Origin of the sequence: Celerinatantimonas marina (assembly GCF_046054165.1) — a bacterium.
Classification (GTDB): domain Bacteria; phylum Pseudomonadota; class Gammaproteobacteria; order Enterobacterales; family Celerinatantimonadaceae; genus Celerinatantimonas.
This window is the reverse complement of record NZ_JBFNXK010000010.1, coordinates 134,077-153,120: the sequence shown is the minus strand read 5'-3', so window position 1 is coordinate 153,120 and position 19,044 is coordinate 134,077. Positions and strand designations below refer to the sequence as shown.

Genomic DNA, 19,044 nt, shown 5'->3' with positions numbered 1-19,044 from the left:
TGTCGATCCCGTATCCAGGAAGCCCGTTTACGGGCCGCAAGTAATAGTCATATGCAAATGTCAGATCGCGATGCGCCTGCTAGGGCGCTGCTGGCAGGAAAGCCTTACAGGCGCATATGAAAAACCTCCGGCTATGCCGGAGGATTGTTTTTTTATGGCTGTCATTTATCGCCATCCCCCGAGTATCCCAAACCATCCTATGCCGGCTCTCCCGGATTGCGCTCCGCTCCATCCGGGCTACGGTGAGCGGTGTGTCTCGTTCAATCCCGATAATGGTGTAGCCCGGATGAAGCTTGCGTCATCCGGGATTATTGTCACGATAGCATTCCATACCCACATCGGTAGTCTGGATGGTGCAACGCAGGAACCGGGGACAGGGTTGTGATGGGCATGAAAAAGCCCGCGGTGGCGGGCTTGCGAATATGAACTCGAATCGAGCGATATCAGTCGGCTCGGCTCATAAATTTACGTTCGGCGGTATTGATTCGAATTTTTTCACCACTGGCAATATATTCAGGAACTTGGACGACGAGTCCGGTTGCAAAATGTGCCGGTTTGGTTCTGGCGCTTGCTGAGGCACCTTTAATCGATGGTGTAGTTTCATCAATCACCAGTTCAACTGAGGCTGGGAGTTCGATTGCTACGCCTTTGCCATTCACAGTTAAAACTTGCAGTCCTTGAGTTTCTTCGGTAATGAAGAGTAACTCATCGGCGATGGATGCCTGTTGGAAAACAAATTGGCTAAAGTCTTCGTTATCCATGAAGACATATTCTTCACCGTCAATATAAGAAAAGCTCACAGGACGACGGCTGACATCAACCGCATCAAGTAGGTCATCACCTTTAAAACGTTCTTCGACTTTTAATCCGGTGGATAGGTCGGTAAAACGAACTTTATAGAGTGTTGCAGCACCTCGCGCACTAGGGCTGTGAACTTCAATATCTTTGATCAACAGCACTTTGCCTTTATATTCGACAGCGCCACCTTTACGTAATTCATTGGCTTTTGGCACGATGATTTAATCCTTTATTATAAATTTGCCAAAAGTTAGCATGAAATGAGCATTTGACCAATGATCTGAGAAGTAAATTTAGATGAATTTATGATGTGACTATCAAGTTGAAGAGTACTTGATAGGGAAAACAGGAAAGGAGTAAGTCTTCTTTCCTGTCGATGGTGTGAATTAGGCGTGAACGGATGGTTCTCGCATATATTCGCTGAACAGATGCCATTCATCAGCCATGACTTCTTCGCTATGGCGTGTCGCGGAACGGTGGAGCAATTGCTTGGTTTGATGGATGACGCGTTCTGGAATGTTGCATAATTGTTCACCCCAGCGCGCGACGATTTCATCGCGTTGTTGTTGCGGTGCAACCTGATTAATTAATCCCCATTGGTATCCTTGTTCGGCTGTAAACTCTTCTCCTAGAAGCAATAAGGCCGTACTTCGCTGAGGTCCAATCCGTTGTGGAAGCAGCATACTGCTGGCAAATAGTGGCACGAGTTCCTGATGAGAGAACGGTAACTGGAAGCGACTATTTGGATCGGCAACCACCAAATCACAATGGAGCAATAGAGCCATCCCTAAGCCAAATGCATTGCCGTGAACGTTGGCGATGATAGGTTTGGGAAATGCAGCAAATTCCCGCATAAATGTGATGGCTGGATGACGGTTATTCAAGATGGAATGACTCATGTCATTGAGATCTTGGCCTAGGCTAAAATGTTCGCCTTCACCAGTAACGACGATGACGCGGATATCTGGATTGCGCTCTGCTGATTTAAGACGATCTCGCAACCGACGAAACATGTCACAATTAAAACTATTACATTCTTGAGGACGATTAAAGGTTACGGCCAAGATGCCGCTATTAAGTTCTGTATGAATCATGATCCCTCCTATGTGAGAACATCGGTTGACGGCATCATCATACTGATGAGCTATTCATTTTTGCCATCACTATAATTAGTGTTACGAAATTGACTGTAATGTGAACTAAATTTCTATAAAAAGGCGATCTAGATCGGTTTATTTGATAAGTTATGTAATGAAGTGTGTGTATTAGCACAAAACGGTTTATACACATAAAGACTGATGGATTAATGAGCAAAGGTAACACTTTTGCGTTAAAATTATGATTCCCCTGAAAATAATATTCGGACTTGGAAGATGAAAAAATTTGCTGCCATTGCGGTGTTGGCCACGTCGAGTGTTTTGGCCTCAGTTAGTGCTCATGCTGATACATTAGGTGCAAGAGCGGGTATCGACTTCTGGAATATGAACAGTAATAGTGCTTCAGTTAAAATGAGTGGCACAACGTATCATCCTGATTATGATACAAAGTTCCGGCCAGGATTTTATGCGTCAGTGGAACATCCTATTCCATTGCTTCCTAATTTTATGGTGCGTTATCAGGATTTAGATACGAGTGGTCATACCGGAAGTGTCGGTGTTGATTCTGATTTGAATATGTATGATGCGGTCTTTTATTACCAATTGTTTGATAACCCTGCGTTTGGTTTCGATTATGGGGTGAATATCAAGTATTTTGATGGAACTGCTCATGTGTCTGGAGTTTCAAAAGATTATAGCCAAGCGATACCAACACTTTATCTGGCGGCCAATGTGAATATTCCGATGACTGGATTAGAAATATTTGGCAATACATCTAATATGCATTTTGATGGTAATCATGTATCAGATTCTCAGATAGGTATTTCTTACGATGTGCTTCCAATGGTGGTCGCTTCGTTACAATTACGTGCCGGCTATCGTTATCTGGATACAAAATTCGATGATTCAGGTGTGAAAGTCGATAACACCACTCAGGGGTGGTTTTTGGGTTTGGGGATGCATCTGTAAGATATTAAATTATTTAACTATCTGATATAGATGATTTTTTTAAAATTAATCTCGCCATTTTGTCTCTGGCGAGATTTTTTTGTGGTTATAGACTCTTTTTAATATTCCATCTTGTTATAAAGAATCGAGATTTATTCTTTCTGACTGTTCTTTAACCTCCGTTAAACTAGGGCCATCGTTATATTCAGGATTAACACATGTCTTTGAAGGAACTCAATGTATTGAGCTGTCCGTTATCACAACCGCAGCTGGATGCATTAAATCAAGCACTCGCTCATTTATCACCTTTACAGCTGGCATGGGTGAGTGGCTATTTAGCTGGAATGAACCCGCCGGTGGCTACTCAGAATGCAGCTTCTGAGGTTAGTTTCAGTGCGTCACAAACAGCGACAATTTTGTATGCGTCTCAAACCGGTAATGCTAAAGCATTGGCAGAGCGTCTTTATGAGCAAGCCAAACAACAGGGATTAGCTGTTGAACTGAGCAATATTGGTGATTTTAAATTAAAAAGTCTCAAAAAAGAGACTCACTTGGTCATTATTGCCAGTACCAATGGTGAGGGTGAACCACCCGATGATGCCTTGGAATTTCATGAATTTATCGGCTCTTCTAAAGCTCCTAAACTCAATGAACTGAGCTACAGTGTTTTATCTCTTGGAGATAGTAGCTATGAACTGTTTTGCCAATGCGGTATTGACTTCGATGAGCGTTTAGGTGCGCTTGGTGCTAAAAGTGCTATTGCTCGTGTGGATTGCGATTTGGACTATGAGCAGTCAGCAACAGAATGGATGAAACAGGTTCTGAATTGGCTGAGCACTGAACTGGCAGCCCCTGCTGCGAGTTTGACGGATGCCACTCCAACCGTTGCCTCTGAGCATCATTATGATCGACTGAATCCGGCGACAGCTGAAGTGTTAACCAACCAGAAAATTACCGGTCGAAATTCAGATAAAGATATCCGGCATTTAGAATTTGATCTGGAAGGTATCGGACTGACCTATCAGCCTGGGGATGCCTTGGGGATCTGGTTCGAAAACTCCCCTGAGTTAGTCGATGAAATCATTAACGTTATGGGCTGGAATGCTGAGCAAAGCGTTGAAGTCGACGGTCAGTCTCGCCGCTTACGGGATGCGTTGCTCCAAGATTATGAATTGACACAAACGGCCCCTAGTTTTGTGAGTCAGTGGGCGAATTGGTCTGATGACGCAGCGATTAAAGCACTTGCGGAACAGAAAAAATTAGCACGCGACTATGCGGTGACCCATCAGATTGTTGATGTTATGAAAGCGTATCCGGCTTCGGTGGAAGCGAGTGATGTACTGGCGGTCCTTCGTCGCTTGACTCCCCGCATGTATTCAATCGCATCGAGTCAGGCTGATGTGGAAGCTGAGGTTGATTTAACCGTTGCCGTTGTGAGTTACCCGCAAGGGGACGCCATTCGTTTTGGTGGCTGTTCAGGATATTTATCCCGGTTAGAAGCGGGGCAGCAGGTTCGTATCTTTGTGGAATCAAACCAGAACTTTAAACTGCCAGCGGATGACTCAACACCCATAATTATGGTGGGTCCCGGTACAGGGATTGCTCCATTCCGAGCATTTATTCAGGAACGGGATGCGCGAGATGCCAGTGGTGATAATTGGTTATTTTTCGGTAATCCTCATTTTACTGAAGATTTCCTCTATCAGACTGAATGGCAGGGATATATCAAATCAGGGGTGTTGAATCGGATTGATTTGGCATTTTCCCGGGATCAGGCCAACAAGATCTATGTGCAAGATCGTTTGTTGGAACAAGCATCTGAAGTCTATCAGTGGTTGCAGCGTGGAGCCCATATTTATGTTTGTGGGGATGCAACGAAGATGGCGAAAGATGTGCATCAGGCATTGGTTACCATTGTCTCGGAGCAAGGTCAGATGGAACCAAAAGAAGCTGAAAACTGGCTTAAACAATTAAGAAAAGATAAACGTTATCAGAGGGATGTTTACTGATGAGTGACAAAAAATTAGCTGTAAACGAATATATTAAAGCTCGCAGTAACTTTTTAAGGGGCACGATTGAAGAGGGGATTAATGATCCGCTCACGGGTGCTATCTCCGAAGATGATACTCAGCTGACTAAATTTCATGGTTTTTATCAGCAGGATGACCGAGATCTGCGCAATGAGCGTAAATCGGAAAAACTGGAACCTCTGTACAGCTTTATGCTGCGGGCCCGGGTTCCAGGTGGGGTTTGTACCGCTGAACAGTGGCTGATGATCGATGAAATCGCTCAGCATCTTACCCGAGGTAATATTCGTCTGACCACGCGTCAAACGTTCCAATATCACGGTATTTTGAAACGGAATCTGAAAACAGTCATTCAGAAATTGCATCAACGGCTATTGGATTCCATTGCAGCTTGCGGTGATGTGAATCGTAATGTGATGTGTAATCCGAATCCGGTTGAATCGAAGGCTCATGAAAAAGTGTATCAATTTGCAGTTGAGCTTTCAGAGCACTTTATGCCGCATAGCCGGGCTTATGCTGAGATTTTTCTGGATGAGAAACCGCTGAATCAACCGGAAGAAGAGCCATTGTATGGTCCGACCTATCTGCCGCGTAAATTTAAAATCGGGTTAGCTGTTCCACCGCATAATGATGTGGATGTTTACACCAATGATCTCGGTTTGATTGCAATTTTAGACGGTGAAGAGCTGCTCGGTTTTGATGTTGCTGCCGGTGGTGGGATGGGCACGACTCACGGGGACACCAATACATATCCTCGTCTGGGGGATACCCTTGGTTTCGTGCGCCCTGAAGATGTTCTCAAGGTATCTGAAGCCATCTTTACAACACAACGTGATTTCGGCGATCGGGAAAATCGTAAACATGCACGATTGAAATATACCATCGATACGATGGGGTTAGATGTATTTAAAGCCGAAGTTGAAAAACGTTCCGGTGTGACTTTCGCGCCGGCTCATCAGGTGACTTGGACCACTCGTGGTGATCGTTTCGGCTGGATCCAGGGGTTTGACGGTCGCTGGCATTTGACCTGTTATATCCCGAATGGCCGGATTGCCGATACGGAACATGCGCAGTTAATGACAGGACTGCGAGAAATAGCCAAAGTTCATCAGGGTGATATCCGGATGACTGCTAACCAGAACATCATTATTGCCGGTGTCCCTGAAGCAGAAAAGGCACAGATTGAACAGATGGCTCGCCAGTATGGCCTATATGGTGAAGAACTCACTTGGCTGCGGAAGTTATCCATCGCTTGTGTGGCGCTGCCTACCTGTGGTTTGGCGATGGCTGAAAGTGAACGCTATATTCCCGAACTCATTACCAAAGTGGATGCGTTGCTGGAGAAAAACGGTTTAGCCAATGAACCTATTGTGATGCGTATGACGGGTTGTCCGAATGGCTGTGCTCGCCCGTTTGCAGCGGAAATCGGTTTTGTCGGGAAAGGTCCGGGGCGTTACAACTTGTATTTGGGAGCCAGTCCGGTTGGGACTCGTTTAAATAAACTTTATCGCGAAAATATTCCTGAAGAAACCATTTTGGAAGAGTTAGATGGTCTGTTTGCCCGTTTTGCAAAAGAGCGTCAGGAGCAGGAAGGTTTTGGTGATTATGTGGTGAGAGCCGGTATCGTGAAGGCTGTTAACCAAGGGAGGGAATTTCATGATTGATGCTTTATCCTCTTTACCTGAACAATGGTCAGCGCTTGGCGCTGACCAGAAAAAACAGTGGCTGAATGGAATTAACACTCAGCTCGAAGAGTTGTCCCCTCAGGAACGCATTCGTTGGGCATTAGAGTCGTTGCCTGAAGGACATGTTCTTTCATCCAGCTTTGGGATCCAAGCGGCGGTGTTATTGCACATGGTGACTGAGATCCGCCCGGATATTCCGGTGGTCTTGATTGATACCGGTTATTTGTTCGATGAAACCTATCATTTTATTGATCGATTGGCAGATAAGCTGAATTTGAATCTGAAAATCTATTCAAACCCGATGACTCCCGCCTGGCAGGAAATCCGCTATGGCAAATTATGGGAGCAAGGGATTGAAGGAATTAAGCAGTATAATCAGATGAATAAAGTGGAGCCCATGGATCGCGCTTTTGCCGAGTTGGGCGTGCAGACCTGGTTTTCTGGGTTGCGTCGGGAACAGTCCCAGAGTCGTTCTCATTTGCCGGTGTTACAAGTCCAGAATCATCGTTTTAAAGTGCTCCCGATTATTAACTGGACCAATAAGCAAGTGTATTACTATCTGAAAGAACATGGTCTGAGCTATCATCCCTTATGGGATCAAGGCTATGTATCGGTAGGCGACTGGCATACATCCCGCCCACTTGAACCAGGAATGACTGAAGAAGAGACTCGTTTTTTTGGTTTAAAACGAGAATGTGGGTTGCACGAAGAGCATGAGGGCAGTGGTATCTAAGATGGCTACCCCCTAAAGCTGCAAGGAATGCAGCTTTGACTATCGTTTGGTTTTCTCTTAAGGGGACAGACTGAATACCGGGAATTCTTTATGGAATATCGATTTTAAGGCCACTGTCAGAGGTGGCCTTTGTTATTTTAGTTGCTTATCAACCGCTCAGAACCCTGTTAGTATGAATGGCCCACTTTATCATTCAGAGGTCATGATGCTACATCCCTCGATTGTCGTTTGTCAGACTTTATCCAGTCATTTACTGGAGCGATTAGAAACCTATTTTGATGTTCATTATTTCCCTCAAGAAAAGGATCGGCAAAGTGAGCACTATCGACTAGCCGCTGCTTCGGCTCAGGGATTAGTGGCCAGTGGGGGATTCACGCTGGGTTCGCAGCAGTTAGCGTTATTCCCTAAATTAGTCGCGGTATCAACTATTTCGGTGGGCTTTGATAGCTATGATGTGGATGTGCTTTCAGCGGCGGGCATTGTGTTATGCCATACACCCGGAGTCTTAGATGAAACAGTGGCCGACACGGTTTTCGCGTTAATGTTAAGTAGCGCTCGACGGGTTGTTGAATTGGCGGATTGGGTGAAAACGGGACAATGGCAGGGAAAACTACCCGCATCATTATTTGGTTTGGATGTGCATCATAAAACACTGGGGATTGTTGGTTTAGGGCGAATTGGCATGGCTGTGGCTCGGCGTGCTCATCATGGTTTTGGCATGTCGATCCTCTATGCAGGGCGACATGCTAATCCAGAAGCTGAGCAACAATTTGCTGCGCAACAAGTGGCGTTAGCCGAATTGATGCAACGTTCTGATTTTGTGGTGCTTCTGGTCCCCCTCACCGAGCAAACCTATCACTTAATTGATTATCCATTATTGAGTCAGATGCAGCCTTCTGCCATTTTGATAAATGCCGCTCGTGGGGATGTGGTGAATGAACAGGCTTTAATCGATGTATTACAGCAGGGGATGATCGCTGGGGCCGGTTTAGATGTCTTTCATCAGGAACCGTTGCCGAAAAATTCGCCGTTGTTGCAACTTCCGCAAGTGGTGGCTGTGCCTCATATCGGTTCTGCGACGGAACAAACTCGGCAAGCCATGGCGACTTTAGCCGTTGATAATCTCATTGCTGCATTGCATGAGCGCCGGTTGCAAAATTGTGTTAACCCATCGGCTATAGCTTAAAGGCATTATATCAGGTTAAGTTATAGCTCTTGTCTATATCAGATAGAGAATAGTTCTTTTGAAATAAAAAGGAACTTGGTTATAGTGCCATCCTCGATAGTATCATGAAGATGTTTATGGCTTTATTTTCAGCATTAGCAAGTACTCTATGGCCGGTATCCGAGCGAACTAAACCTTGGATGACTCGAATGGTTCGGACCTTGACGGCACTCTGGCAACATTCTGGTTCTACTCCTGCACCGGTTATTCCGGTGGTGGGGCAACCCTTGCGAGCCGGTGAAGTCGCTTTAGTTGGAGCTGGTCCCGGGGATGTTGAGTTGTTAACGGTTGCTGCGGTTAACTTATTGCAGCAAGCCGATGTGGTGGTTTATGATCGGTTAGTTAGCCCAGCCATTTTAAAATTGGTCCCTACGACAACTCGTTTAATCTGTGTGGGTAAAGCCGCATCTTTTCATAGTGTTCCTCAATCCCGAATTAATGAAATTTTAATTGAACAGTCTCAGCTAGGTGCCCGGGTGGTTCGTTTAAAAGGGGGCGATAGTTTTATTTTTGGTCGGGGTGGGGAAGAGTTAGAACAGCTGGCGGCGGCAGGCCTTGTTTTTCGAGTTGTTCCCGGTATTACCGCTGCATCAGGATGTACCACTTATGCTGGGATCCCACTGACACACCGGAAGTATGCTCAGGCGGTAACTTTTATCACCGGTCATTGCAAATCGGGTGGCGAGGAACCGGATTGGTCTTCGTTGGCGGTAAGCAATCATACGCTAGTGATTTATATGGGACGCTTGGAAGCACAACGGATCCAGGAACAACTGATTGCTCATGGTATGGACGAACAGATGCCGGTTGCAGTGATTGAAAATGGGACCCGTCTGGAGCAGCGAGTATTAAGTGGCGAATTGACTCATCTGGCATCATTAGCTCATCAGGCGGCCTCACCGGCATTATTGGTGATTGGTCATGTGGTTGAGCTGCGTGAATCGTTACAGTGGTTTGAACCATTGACCTCAGTAGCCGAGTCTAAGGTTCTGCCCGAGTCAGCACTTTAATTTGTTGCCGTTCTTCAGGCATGGGGGTATGCCGCATTGAAATGCGGCTAATGTTGTAGTGTATAAAATTCGCTGAGCAGGTTACTTAAGTCATCCTGATAGGTATCGATAGAGGATGAGTCGATCAACTGGGCTAATTCATCACCAATAGGCGTGAGTCGGTAGTAGATTAATTTACAATGACGAAATCGGGGCCGTAGTAACCACATGTGCCCGCCTTGTTCAAAACTGAGATCTAAATCTTCCGCAAAGCTACTTTCTAGTTCTCGATCGTAAATAAGTCCCAGTTCAGCCAGCTCCATGACCTGACTATAGGAGAGTCGATAACGTCCTAGATTCAGTCGTCGTAGTCTTGGGCGGGATAACCCTAATCGGGCAGCTGGCCGCATGACACCCAATAAAATTTTATGATTCTGTTCGCCCCCCATCCGGCTGGATAATTGGACTGCTCGCTGAAACCACTGAGCTTCGCGCTGGGTCATTAGCGTGAGTGTCCGTAATGCTCGGATTGAAAAACGCCCGGGAGAGACAATTTCCATGGCCAAAATTTGAGCCCATAAATGCTGCATGGGGCGGCTCAGACTGTTTTGAGCTAATTCCAAATAAGCACCGAACCAGTCTGGATCAATGGCACTACTGGCTTCATCTGAGCATAATTTCTCGGCTTGAGATAGGATTTGTTCCAGATTTTTCTGGCGGCGCGCTTGCTCTAATTTGTATCGGGCTGCGGCTCTCTGTGAAAAAGTACTGTCAGGTGTCTGAGTTTCAATGAGTGTGTGCAGACCGTGATGACGGGCAAGCTGTTGGGTACGCTGTTTCGCTGAAATCACTGATGAAGTGTCAGGCCTGGACGTATTATTCATGCAATTAATTCAGTGTGATTTATTTAAACATCGTTAAATCGTGGCTTATTAAGAGCCGTTTGGCAATCTTTTTGATTTGAGACTGAGCGCTCGATTCTTAGAAAATAATGTTTAATGTGTGTTAATTTAATGTTACTTTATCGATTCATTTGTTTAAAATAGCCGTTTCGATAAGGTGATGCAAATGTCTAAACCGCTAAAACGATTTATCCGTTATTGTGAGGCCATGAGCCTGTTTTGCTTATATATGGCGATATTAATTATGTTGGCTATGTTGTTTTAGCAAAAGGAGAGCAGGGCTCCCCTTTATCATATTGATAGGATGCCTATTTTTTCTGGGCACGTTCGTATGAAGAGACAATTTCAGCTTCTGCTGCTGCTTTATCACCCCATCCTTCAACTTTTACCCATTTACCGACTTCGAGTGTTTTATAGTTTTCGAAGAAATGTTTGATCTGACCTTTTAACAGTTCTGGAAGATCATCGATATCCTGAATACTGTCATATGCTTTGGTCAGTTTACTAACCGGCACCGCGATGATTTTAGCATCTTCACCTGATTCATCCGTCATATTTAAAACACCTACAGGACGGCAGCGAATAACACTTCCGGTTTGCAGGGGATAAGGGGTTGGTACAAGAACGTCAACCGGATCACCGTCTAATGACAAAGTATGATTTACGTAGCCATAGTTGGCTGGGTAAAACATTGGTGCAGTCATAAAACGGTCTACAAAAACTGCGCCGCTGGCTTTGTCGACTTCATATTTGATAGGTGATGCGTTAGCTGGGATTTCGATGATAACATTGATATCCTCAGGCAGGCTTTTACCTGCTGGAACGTCATTCAGACTCATGTTTTTTCCTTTAATCAGATGTATCGTTTCTCAGTGGGCTTATTATAACGACCTTCGCAATAATCACCAGTCACACAGCATCTTTGGTGGCTGTGAATAGGAAAATGATATGCATATTCATATATTAGGTATTTGTGGCACTTTTATGGGGGGAATTGCTAAATTAGCAATTGAGGCAGGGCATCGAGTAACCGGATCCGATCAAAATGTTTACCCTCCTATGAGCGATCAGCTGCAGCAACTGGGGATTGAACTGACGCAAGGTTATGATCCAAAACAGTTATTGAATATTCCGGATCTGGTGATTATCGGTAACGCTTTAAGTCGCGGAAATCCTTGTGTTGAATATGTTTTGAATCATGGCCTGACTTATACCTCTGGGCCTCAGTGGTTACACGATCATGTCTTGGGTGAACGTTGGGTGCTGGCGGTCGCTGGGACGCATGGTAAAACCACGACCGCCAGTATGCTGGCCTGGTTGCTGGAAGATAACGGTTATGCGCCCGGCTTTTTAATCGGTGGAGTGCCTCAAAATTTTGGGCAGACGGCTCGCTTGGGTGATTCGCCATTTTTTGTGGTGGAAGCCGATGAATATGATAGTGCTTTTTTCGATAAGCGCTCTAAATTTGTTCACTACATGCCTAAAACGCTGATCATGAATAACCTTGAATATGATCATGCCGATATCTTCCCAGACTTGGCAGCCATTGAACGGCAATTCCATCATTTAGTGCGTACAGTCCCGGGGATCGGACAAATTCTGTACCCGGCCGATAGTGCTGCCTTGCTGCGGGTTTTAGAGCAAGGTTGCTGGAGTGAACGCGTTGCGGTTGGTGCCGAGGGGCGCTGGCAGATTCAACCTTTGCATGATGACTGGCAAGTATTTGAAGTCTTTTTCGATGGGATATCTCAAGGGACTGTGCATTGGTCTTTGTTGGGAGAGCATAATGCTCGCAATGCGGTGATGGCTATCGCTGCTGCCTATCATGTCGGGATTTTGCCAACGTTGTCGATAGAGAGTTTAGCGCGTTTTATTCCACCTAAACGGCGACTGGAAAAACTAGCCGAAATTCATGGTGTTTCTGTATATGATGATTTTGCACATCATCCGACGGCGGTTCGAGCCACATTGCAGGCCGTGCGAGCCAATATTGGGAATGCTCCGCTAACCGCGGTACTTGAGCCACGCTCCAATACCATGAAATTGGGGGTTCATCAGCAAAGTTTAGTTGAGAGTCTGCAAATTGCGGATCGACAGATGATTTATAGCGGCGGAGTGGATTGGGATGTTAAGCAACTGTTTGCCGGTCAGGCATCGGCTTCTTGTTTTGATGACCTAGAGACTCTGATTGAGAATATTGTCGCTTCGTGTCAACCGCATGAACATATAGTGATTATGAGCAATGGCGGGTTTGGTGGGTTGCATCAAAAATTGATTGCGGCTCTACAAAAAAATGCAGGTTAAGGGACGTTGTTATGAGATGGCCTTTTGGCCATTTTATAGCATAGGATAATCTCGTTTTCAGAGTCTGAGTACACGATTTATCGGATTTTAATCGTGTACCGGGAAGTGCGCGTTCAAAGTCATATATTTGAACAAATTTAACCATAAACGATAAACGGTCTCCAGTTCGAACACACGATATTAATCGGGACATAAAGAGATTGGCCTGATAGAATCATCGTTAATGACTTATTTGTCATTAACGTGCTCCGGATGTCGCTTGATTTCAGTGATTCGCTCGTCCATTTCATGGGATTAATGGCCTTCGGAACAGTAGATTCAATATGGAAGTTCGGAAAACGAAGGAGACTTAAATATGAAGATACTTAAGTGGGGTGTTATGGCAGCATTACTGACGAGTAGTTCGATATATGCGGCGGCACAAGGTCCGATCATTCAATTACAATCCGGAAGAATTGAAGGAACGACGCATGAACAGGTGGATGCTTTCTTAGGGATCCCCTACGCTAAACCGCCGGTTGGTAAGTTACGTTGGCATCGTCCACTCTCGCCAGAACCGTGGCAAGGGATCAAAAAAACAACGGAATATGGTCCTGGTTGTCCTCAAGTTCCTTATGACGGAGATACACTCGCATCACTCCCCCCTAATTTCAGTGAAGACTGTCTGACGATTAATGTTTGGCGTCCTAATGATGCCGTAGAGTCACTCCCGGTTATGGTATGGATCCATGGGGGGGGCTTTATGAATGGTGGCTCGGCCTCACCGACTTATTCAGGCGAATCATTTGCCCGTAATGGGGTAATTTTGGTGAGCTTTAATTATCGATTGGGTCAATTTGGTTTCTTTGCTCATCCAGGTCTTCGGAATAAAGTCTTCCGGGGAAATTATGGCATTATGGATCAAATTAAGGCGCTGCACTGGGTTCAGGATAATATTGTGTCGTTTGGTGGTGATCCGAATAATGTGACCGTATTTGGTGAGTCAGCAGGCGGATACGCTATCAATGCGCTATTGACTAGCCATTACAGTCGTAACCTATTTAATAAGGCAATTATAGAATCCGGCGGTGGGCGTCATCAGCTCGGCAATGGTCAGCATTGGGATCAAGCAGAGCAAGTAGGGGTTAATTTTGCTCGAACACTTGGGATCGAAGGGGCGGATCAACAGGCTTTGGAAAGGCTTAGGGCGCTCCCTGTCGATGATATCTTGGGTGATATGAATATGTGGAACATGAATGATCATCAGGATATCTATGGAGGATCGATCCTCGATGGTCGGCTGCTTCGAGAGCATCCGGAAAGTGCTTATGAGTCAGGTGATTTTGCACATGTTCCTCTATTGGTTGGGACCAATGATTATGATCTCGGTTTTGTGAATGGAAGTCCGACCACACGAGATGAGGTATTTAACCTGTTTGGGCTTGATCCGATTGCCGCTAATGCTGCTTATTCGGGGGAAGGTTCGTTACAGGAACTGGCTTATCGTATTGCCATGCAGCAGTTTATGATTGAGCCTGCTCGATTTGTGGCCCGAGAATTTGTGGCAAACAATACCCCGGTCTGGGAATACCGTTTTGGTTATGTTGCCAGTTCTCAGCAAGGTCAACAGCCAGGAGCAACGCATGCGTCTGAAATGGCCTATGTCTTTAATACATTGAAGGCTGTGTATGGGCAAGCGACAACTTCGGAAGATCAAGCTATGGCGACAATGATGCACCAGTATTGGATTAATTTTGCAAAAACAGGTAATCCGAATGGTCCGGGTCTTCCTGAATGGCCTCAATACCAGACAAACAAAGATCGTCTGATGTGGTTTTCACCTCAAGGGGCGAGTGATAGCCAAACTATTGCCGATCCCATGAAAACGCAATTAGATGTCATTGAACCCAGTCAAAGTTAAGTGATTCAATCGATCTGACGGAATAAAAGCTCCGAAATCGGAGCTTTTTAAGTGTATGAAATCACCGATATCCCATGTGATGTAGTTGGTTTTACGATATTGTCATACCGTCGGTATACCCCCAAGAGTGTATTGTTATCTCTCCATTTCGGTACTCAACCCACTTCTGAGTGAGCCGTGTTATTTTAGAAGCAATGTATCAATGGTCTCTTCAGGCTTCAGGCCATCCTTTGGATATAAAGAGCGGCTCATAGGCGTGCACGCCGTTATCCGGACGCTATGATGATGCCTGATTATTGGGGGATTTAGCGAGTTATTGGAGAGGTATAAAGAGGCGTGGGTTTGAAAATTACAGGTTCTTTTTAAAGAAACAGCGTCCCGGTTGGGACGCTGTAGGAAATGTGTTAACCTTAGTGCCCTTTAGTTCAAAGGACGAAGCAGTGAGGCTACGTAGTCATTGACAAAATCAATGACTGTTTCCCGAGAAGGCTGATCGGGACGGTTGACCATCTGCACGGATAGATAAAATGCAGCAGTGAGTGCCTGAGCTGAATTTTTGGCATCCATGGCGCTGGTCAGTTGATCCTGTTCGAAGCCATGTTGCAGCGAGTTACCAATGATCTCATTGATCCGTTCCTGAACTTTGGTAAAACGAGGCCAGATATCTTCTCGAACAGAAGAGCTCCATTCAAGCCAGATATGCACGACATCAGGTTCATTGAACGTGGTATCGACTAAGCGAATGACATAGTCATGAATACATTCTTGCGGGGCTTTATCATCGCTGAACGTATCATTGACTAAGGCTAAAATGCGTTGCTCGACTTCTGACAAAACATCATCAACAAGGTCTTCGCGGGTGTTAAAATAGTTGAAAACTGTGGCTACAGAAACGTTAGCTAACTCAGCTATCTCTGCGTGTCCGGCACGGCCGATACCGCGGCGAGAGAACACTTTTGTAGCACATTCCATCAGCTGTTTTCTACGTGCTTCTGGAGATAAACGGGTCCGACGACGTACGTTAGTTGTAGTATCCATAATATTTACTCGTTTAGTTACTTAATTAATTTTTTATGAAGGCTCTAAATGGCCCATATTTTTATTTAAAACAGCAAGATATATCGAGTTGTTAGCATTTTGTTTACAACTGCCCGCTGTTCTGGGATTAATGATAGATTATTCACTACAAAAAAAACAGAATGAAATTCTGTAAATTACATAAATATTTATAAAATATTGGTGAGTCAGTCAGTTACAATGGCGAGTTTTCGATCATTTTATTCTGAATTTTATATTGGATTTAACACTTATGATGAAGCATTCTATTGCCCCCCTTATTGACGAACAAAAGATCGCTCAGCAGGTTAAAGCGATAGCTGCGCAGATTGAGCTGCGTTACACCGATCCTGAACGACCTTTGATTCTGGTGGGGTTATTACGGGGATCGTGTCTTTTTATGGCGGACTTATGTCGCCAGATTGCTCGCCCCATGATTTTAGACTTTATGACCGTATCCAGTTATGGCAGCGCGATGCAGTCGACACGGGATGTGCGGGTGCTCAAAGATCTGGATGATGATATCCGTGATGCGGATGTGGTGATCGTTGAAGATATTATCGACACTGGATATACCTTAAGTAAAGTTCGTGAACTATTACTCTTGAGACAACCTCATAGTGTTGCGATTTGTACTTTGTTGGATAAGCCTTCACGGCGGGAAGTGGATGTTCCGGTCGATTGGATTGGCTTTTCGATCCCTGATGAGTTTGTCGTGGGATACGGTATCGATTATGCGCAGCGTTATCGTAATCTGCCATATATTGGTAAAGTCGTTCCAGAGTAAACTGATTTTTATTGAGAGTACGGGAGAGCTATGAGTAGTTCAGATACGCAACAAAAAGCTATTGAAATTAAATCGTTGCGTAAAATATATGCAGGTGGTGTTGAAGCATTAAAAGGCCTTTCTTTATCGGTCCAATCTGGTGATTTTTACGCATTACTTGGGCCGAATGGTGCGGGCAAATCGACGACTATTGGGATTTTAACCTCACTCGTTAATAAAACCTCCGGGGAAGTGAAAATTTTTGGTTATGATCTGGATACCCAATTGGAGTTGGCTAAATCGCAGGTCGGGCTGGTGCCTCAGGAATTTAATTTTAATCCTTTTGAAACGGTTTCACAGATTGTTATTCAGCAGGCCGGATATTATGGGGTTCCTCGTGAACTCGCCAAAACGCGCGCGAAAGAGCATTTGACGCGCTTAGGTCTCTGGGATAAACGCAATCAACGTGCTCGAAATCTGTCCGGTGGTATGAAACGGCGATTAATGATTGCGCGTGCATTAATGCACAACCCGAGATTGCTTATTTTGGATGAACCGACGGCCGGAGTTGATATTGAATTGCGGCGTTCAATGTGGGATTTCTTACGGGATTTGAATCAGCAAGGAGTGACAATCATTCTGACGACTCATTACCTGGAAGAAGCCGAAATGCTCTGTCGGCATATTGGTATCATTGATCAGGGTTTGTTGGTTGAGAATACCTCTATGCGAGGACTACTTTCTAAATTAACAAAAGAAACCTTTATTTTGGATCTGACCCAACCGGTTGAGAGCCCCGCATTAAATGATATTGAAAGCCATTTAGTCGATAGTTCGACGTTGGAAGTTGTGGTGCATAAAGGTTCCGGACTTAATCATGTGTTCAGTCAGTTGAGTGAGCAGGGGATTGAAGTGGCGAGTATGCGCAATAAAGCCAACCGTTTAGAAGAGTTGTTTGTGTCGTTGGTTGAGCATGGGAGAGATAGTTAAATTATGAATGCAGGTGTGTATTGGATCGCATTTCGAAGCATCCTGGATAAAGAGATCCATCGTTTTTCCCGGATCTGGGTGCAAACGTTAGTTCCTCCCGCTATTACCATGACGCTGTATTTTGTGATCTTCGGAAATATTATTGGTCGTCGAGTCGGTGAGATGTCCGGATTCAGCTATATGCAGTTTATTGTTCCGGGCCTGATTATGATGTCGGTGATTACCAATTCGTATTCGAATGTGGCGTCGTCGTTTTTTAGCTCTAAATTTCAACATAATATCGAAGAGCTATTAGTGGCACCGATCCCGAATTATGTGATTATTTTTGGCTTCATCGGTGGTGGGATGGCCCGTGGACTGTGTGTCGGGGTGTTGGTTTCATTGGTATCACTATTTTTTGTACCGGTCCATATCTATAGTATTCCCGTGATTGTATTAACGGTTTGTTTTACCTCTATATTATTTTCGTTGGGAGGGCTGATTAACGCGATCTATGCGCAGTCGTTCGATGATATCAGTATTATTCCGACGTTTGTTTTGACTCCGTTGACTTATCTGGGGGGGGTCTTTTATTCCATATCATTGCTCCCTAGTTTTTGGCAGGGGTTGTCGCACTTTAATCCGATTGTGTATATGGTGAGCGCTTTTCGCTACGGATTTTTAGGGATTAATGATGTGCCATTAAGCTTTTCATTTGGTGTCTTAACGCTGTTTATTATCGCGTTGTACCTGTGGGCATATATTTTAATTAAACGTGGTTATGGTTTACGAAGCTAAAAAAGGAAATTCCCGTCCGGTGATCTCTCCGCAACCGGATATTCATCCCAAGTTGATTGCACGGGTCGAGCGCTATCGCCAGCATGCCAATCGACGACCGGTTGCCGATCATAGCTTGCAAGCCTTTGAACAGATGCTCCGGTGGCTGGATGAGCACCCATCGGGGCCATTGATTTTGGATTCCTGCTGCGGTGTGGGCGAGAGTACGGCCCAGATTGCGGCGTTGTATCCCGAAGCGCGGGTTGTCGGGATCGATAAATCGGGCGTTCGTCTGGACAAGCATCATGCCTATCGTAATCAGCAGGCTAATTATCTGTTACTGCGGGCCGATCTGAATGATGTGTGGCGGTTAATGGATCAGCATGGATTAAAATTGTGGCGGCATTTTTTGCTATATCCAACCCCTTGGCCTAAACCGGCTCAGTTGCTGCGCCGTTGGTATGCGAGTAATGCCTTTCCGGCTTTGGTTGCGTTGGGAGGGGTGTTGCAGGTCCGGAGTAATTGGGAACTATACCTTCGCGAGTGCGCGCAGGCGCTGAACTGCTATGGTGTGAACTGTCAGCCGTTTTCGTTTGTCGCTGAGCAACCACTGACCCCCTTTGAGCGTAAATATGCCGCGAGCGGCCAGCAGCTTTGGCAGTTACAGGCCGATTTAGATCAAGCTGCCTGTGCTTCGAAATTGAAATAACTGATTCAATCATCTGAAGTGAATTTCCCGTCAGGGCTGTGGTTCCTGACGGGCTTGTCGCGATCTTGAGGTAGGCTGTTCACATCATCTTAAGCGCTTAACTCAGGCGTTTCCCTTGAGGGGGAGATTGCTTCTGCCATCGTATTTTTTGAAAAGTCT

At 45.3% G+C, this 19,044-nt stretch carries 17 protein-coding genes and 2 pseudogenes; 14 read left to right on the top strand and 5 right to left on the bottom strand.

Going from position 1 to position 19,044, the window contains the following annotated elements; genetic code table 11:
• Positions 1-154 precede the first annotated feature (154 nt).
• Complete coding sequence (locus ABUE20_RS12455) at positions 155-385, top strand: hypothetical protein (protein WP_408620263.1); 231 nt, start codon at positions 155-157, stop codon at positions 383-385.
• Between the two features lie 58 nt (positions 386-443).
• Here ABUE20_RS12455 and efpL read toward each other — a convergent pair whose 3' ends face one another.
• Together efpL and ABUE20_RS12445 are read right to left on the bottom strand one after the other, a co-directional pair.
• Positions 444-1,013, bottom strand: coding sequence for an elongation factor P-like protein EfpL (gene efpL / locus ABUE20_RS12450; RefSeq protein WP_408620262.1), 570 nt, complete (start codon positions 1,011-1,013; stop codon positions 444-446).
• A 171-nt stretch (positions 1,014-1,184) separates the two neighbouring features.
• Positions 1,185-1,892, bottom strand: a complete 708-nt coding sequence (locus ABUE20_RS12445; RefSeq protein ID WP_408620261.1) for an enoyl-CoA hydratase/isomerase family protein — start codon at positions 1,890-1,892, stop codon at positions 1,185-1,187.
• Positions 1,893-2,171: 279 nt separating this feature from the next.
• Between ABUE20_RS12445 and ABUE20_RS12440 the strand changes: the two genes are divergently transcribed.
• The 6 genes from ABUE20_RS12440 (at position 2,172) to cobA (ending at position 9,523) form a co-directional block, all read left to right on the top strand.
• A complete protein-coding gene (locus ABUE20_RS12440; protein WP_408620260.1) occupies positions 2,172-2,864 on the top strand; it encodes a TIGR04219 family outer membrane beta-barrel protein in 693 nt (230 codons plus the stop codon).
• A 197-nt stretch (positions 2,865-3,061) separates the two neighbouring features.
• Entirely contained in the window at positions 3,062-4,852 is a 1,791-nt protein-coding gene (locus ABUE20_RS12435) for an assimilatory sulfite reductase (NADPH) flavoprotein subunit (protein WP_408620259.1), read from the top strand.
• A complete protein-coding gene (cysI, locus tag ABUE20_RS12430; protein ID WP_408620258.1) occupies positions 4,852-6,534 on the top strand; it encodes an assimilatory sulfite reductase (NADPH) hemoprotein subunit in 1,683 nt (560 codons plus the stop codon). Before ABUE20_RS12435 ends, cysI begins: the two co-directional genes overlap by 1 nt.
• A complete protein-coding gene (locus ABUE20_RS12425) occupies positions 6,527-7,288 on the top strand; it encodes a phosphoadenylyl-sulfate reductase (protein ID WP_408620257.1) in 762 nt (253 codons plus the stop codon). Before cysI ends, ABUE20_RS12425 begins: the two co-directional genes overlap by 8 nt.
• Positions 7,289-7,460: 172 nt before the next feature.
• Positions 7,461-8,474, top strand: a complete 1,014-nt coding sequence (locus ABUE20_RS12420; RefSeq protein ID WP_408620256.1) for a 2-hydroxyacid dehydrogenase — start codon at positions 7,461-7,463, stop codon at positions 8,472-8,474.
• A 116-nt stretch (positions 8,475-8,590) separates the two neighbouring features.
• Complete coding sequence (gene cobA / locus ABUE20_RS12415) at positions 8,591-9,523, top strand: uroporphyrinogen-III C-methyltransferase (protein ID WP_408620255.1); 933 nt, start codon at positions 8,591-8,593, stop codon at positions 9,521-9,523.
• Between the two features lie 47 nt (positions 9,524-9,570).
• Here the strand turns inward: cobA and ABUE20_RS12410 are convergent, their stop codons facing one another.
• Together ABUE20_RS12410 and ppa are read right to left on the bottom strand one after the other, a co-directional pair.
• On the bottom strand, positions 9,571-10,386 hold the full coding sequence (locus tag ABUE20_RS12410) for a TIGR03899 family protein (RefSeq protein ID WP_408620254.1): 816 nt from the start codon (positions 10,384-10,386) through the stop codon (positions 9,571-9,573).
• A 326-nt stretch (positions 10,387-10,712) separates the two neighbouring features.
• Positions 10,713-11,243 (bottom strand): inorganic diphosphatase, encoded by a 531-nt coding sequence (ppa, locus tag ABUE20_RS12405; RefSeq protein ID WP_408620253.1) that lies wholly within the window; start codon positions 11,241-11,243, stop codon positions 10,713-10,715.
• 109 nt (positions 11,244-11,352) lie between these two features.
• On the opposite strand from ppa, the gene mpl reads away from it, so the two are divergent.
• Entirely contained in the window at positions 11,353-12,708 is a 1,356-nt protein-coding gene (gene mpl / locus ABUE20_RS12400; protein ID WP_408620252.1) for a UDP-N-acetylmuramate:L-alanyl-gamma-D-glutamyl-meso-diaminopimelate ligase, read from the top strand.
• A 355-nt stretch (positions 12,709-13,063) separates the two neighbouring features.
• Positions 13,064-14,608 carry a carboxylesterase/lipase family protein gene (locus ABUE20_RS12395; RefSeq protein ID WP_408620251.1) on the top strand — a complete coding sequence of 515 codons (1,545 nt, stop codon included), beginning with the start codon at positions 13,064-13,066 and terminating at the stop codon, positions 14,606-14,608.
• Positions 14,609-15,028: 420 nt separating this feature from the next.
• Here ABUE20_RS12395 and ABUE20_RS12390 read toward each other — a convergent pair whose 3' ends face one another.
• Positions 15,029-15,646: a TetR/AcrR family transcriptional regulator gene (locus ABUE20_RS12390; protein WP_408620250.1), complete on the bottom strand. Its 618-nt coding sequence runs from the start codon at positions 15,644-15,646 to the stop codon at positions 15,029-15,031.
• Between the two features lie 274 nt (positions 15,647-15,920).
• Here ABUE20_RS12390 and hpt point away from each other — a divergent pair, with 274 nt between their 5' ends.
• From hpt to trmB, 5 genes and pseudogenes are all read left to right on the top strand, one after another.
• Positions 15,921-16,451, top strand: coding sequence for a hypoxanthine phosphoribosyltransferase (gene hpt, locus ABUE20_RS12385; RefSeq protein ID WP_408620268.1), 531 nt, complete (start codon positions 15,921-15,923; stop codon positions 16,449-16,451).
• A gap of 30 nt (positions 16,452-16,481) precedes the next feature.
• Positions 16,482-17,205 (top strand): annotated as a pseudogene (locus ABUE20_RS12380) (ABC transporter ATP-binding protein); the annotation flags it as partial.
• A gap of 89 nt (positions 17,206-17,294) precedes the next feature.
• Positions 17,295-17,420: pseudogene (locus tag ABUE20_RS12375) on the top strand (ABC transporter ATP-binding protein); the annotation flags it as partial.
• Between the two features lie 3 nt (positions 17,421-17,423).
• The gene (locus tag ABUE20_RS12370) at positions 17,424-18,197 is read left to right on the top strand and encodes an ABC transporter permease (RefSeq protein ID WP_408620249.1); all 774 of its coding nucleotides are present in this window, start codon (positions 17,424-17,426) and stop codon (positions 18,195-18,197) included.
• A gap of 19 nt (positions 18,198-18,216) precedes the next feature.
• The gene (gene trmB / locus ABUE20_RS12365; protein ID WP_408620248.1) at positions 18,217-18,885 is read left to right on the top strand and encodes a tRNA (guanine(46)-N(7))-methyltransferase TrmB; all 669 of its coding nucleotides are present in this window, start codon (positions 18,217-18,219) and stop codon (positions 18,883-18,885) included.
• Positions 18,886-19,044: the final 159 nt, after the last annotated feature.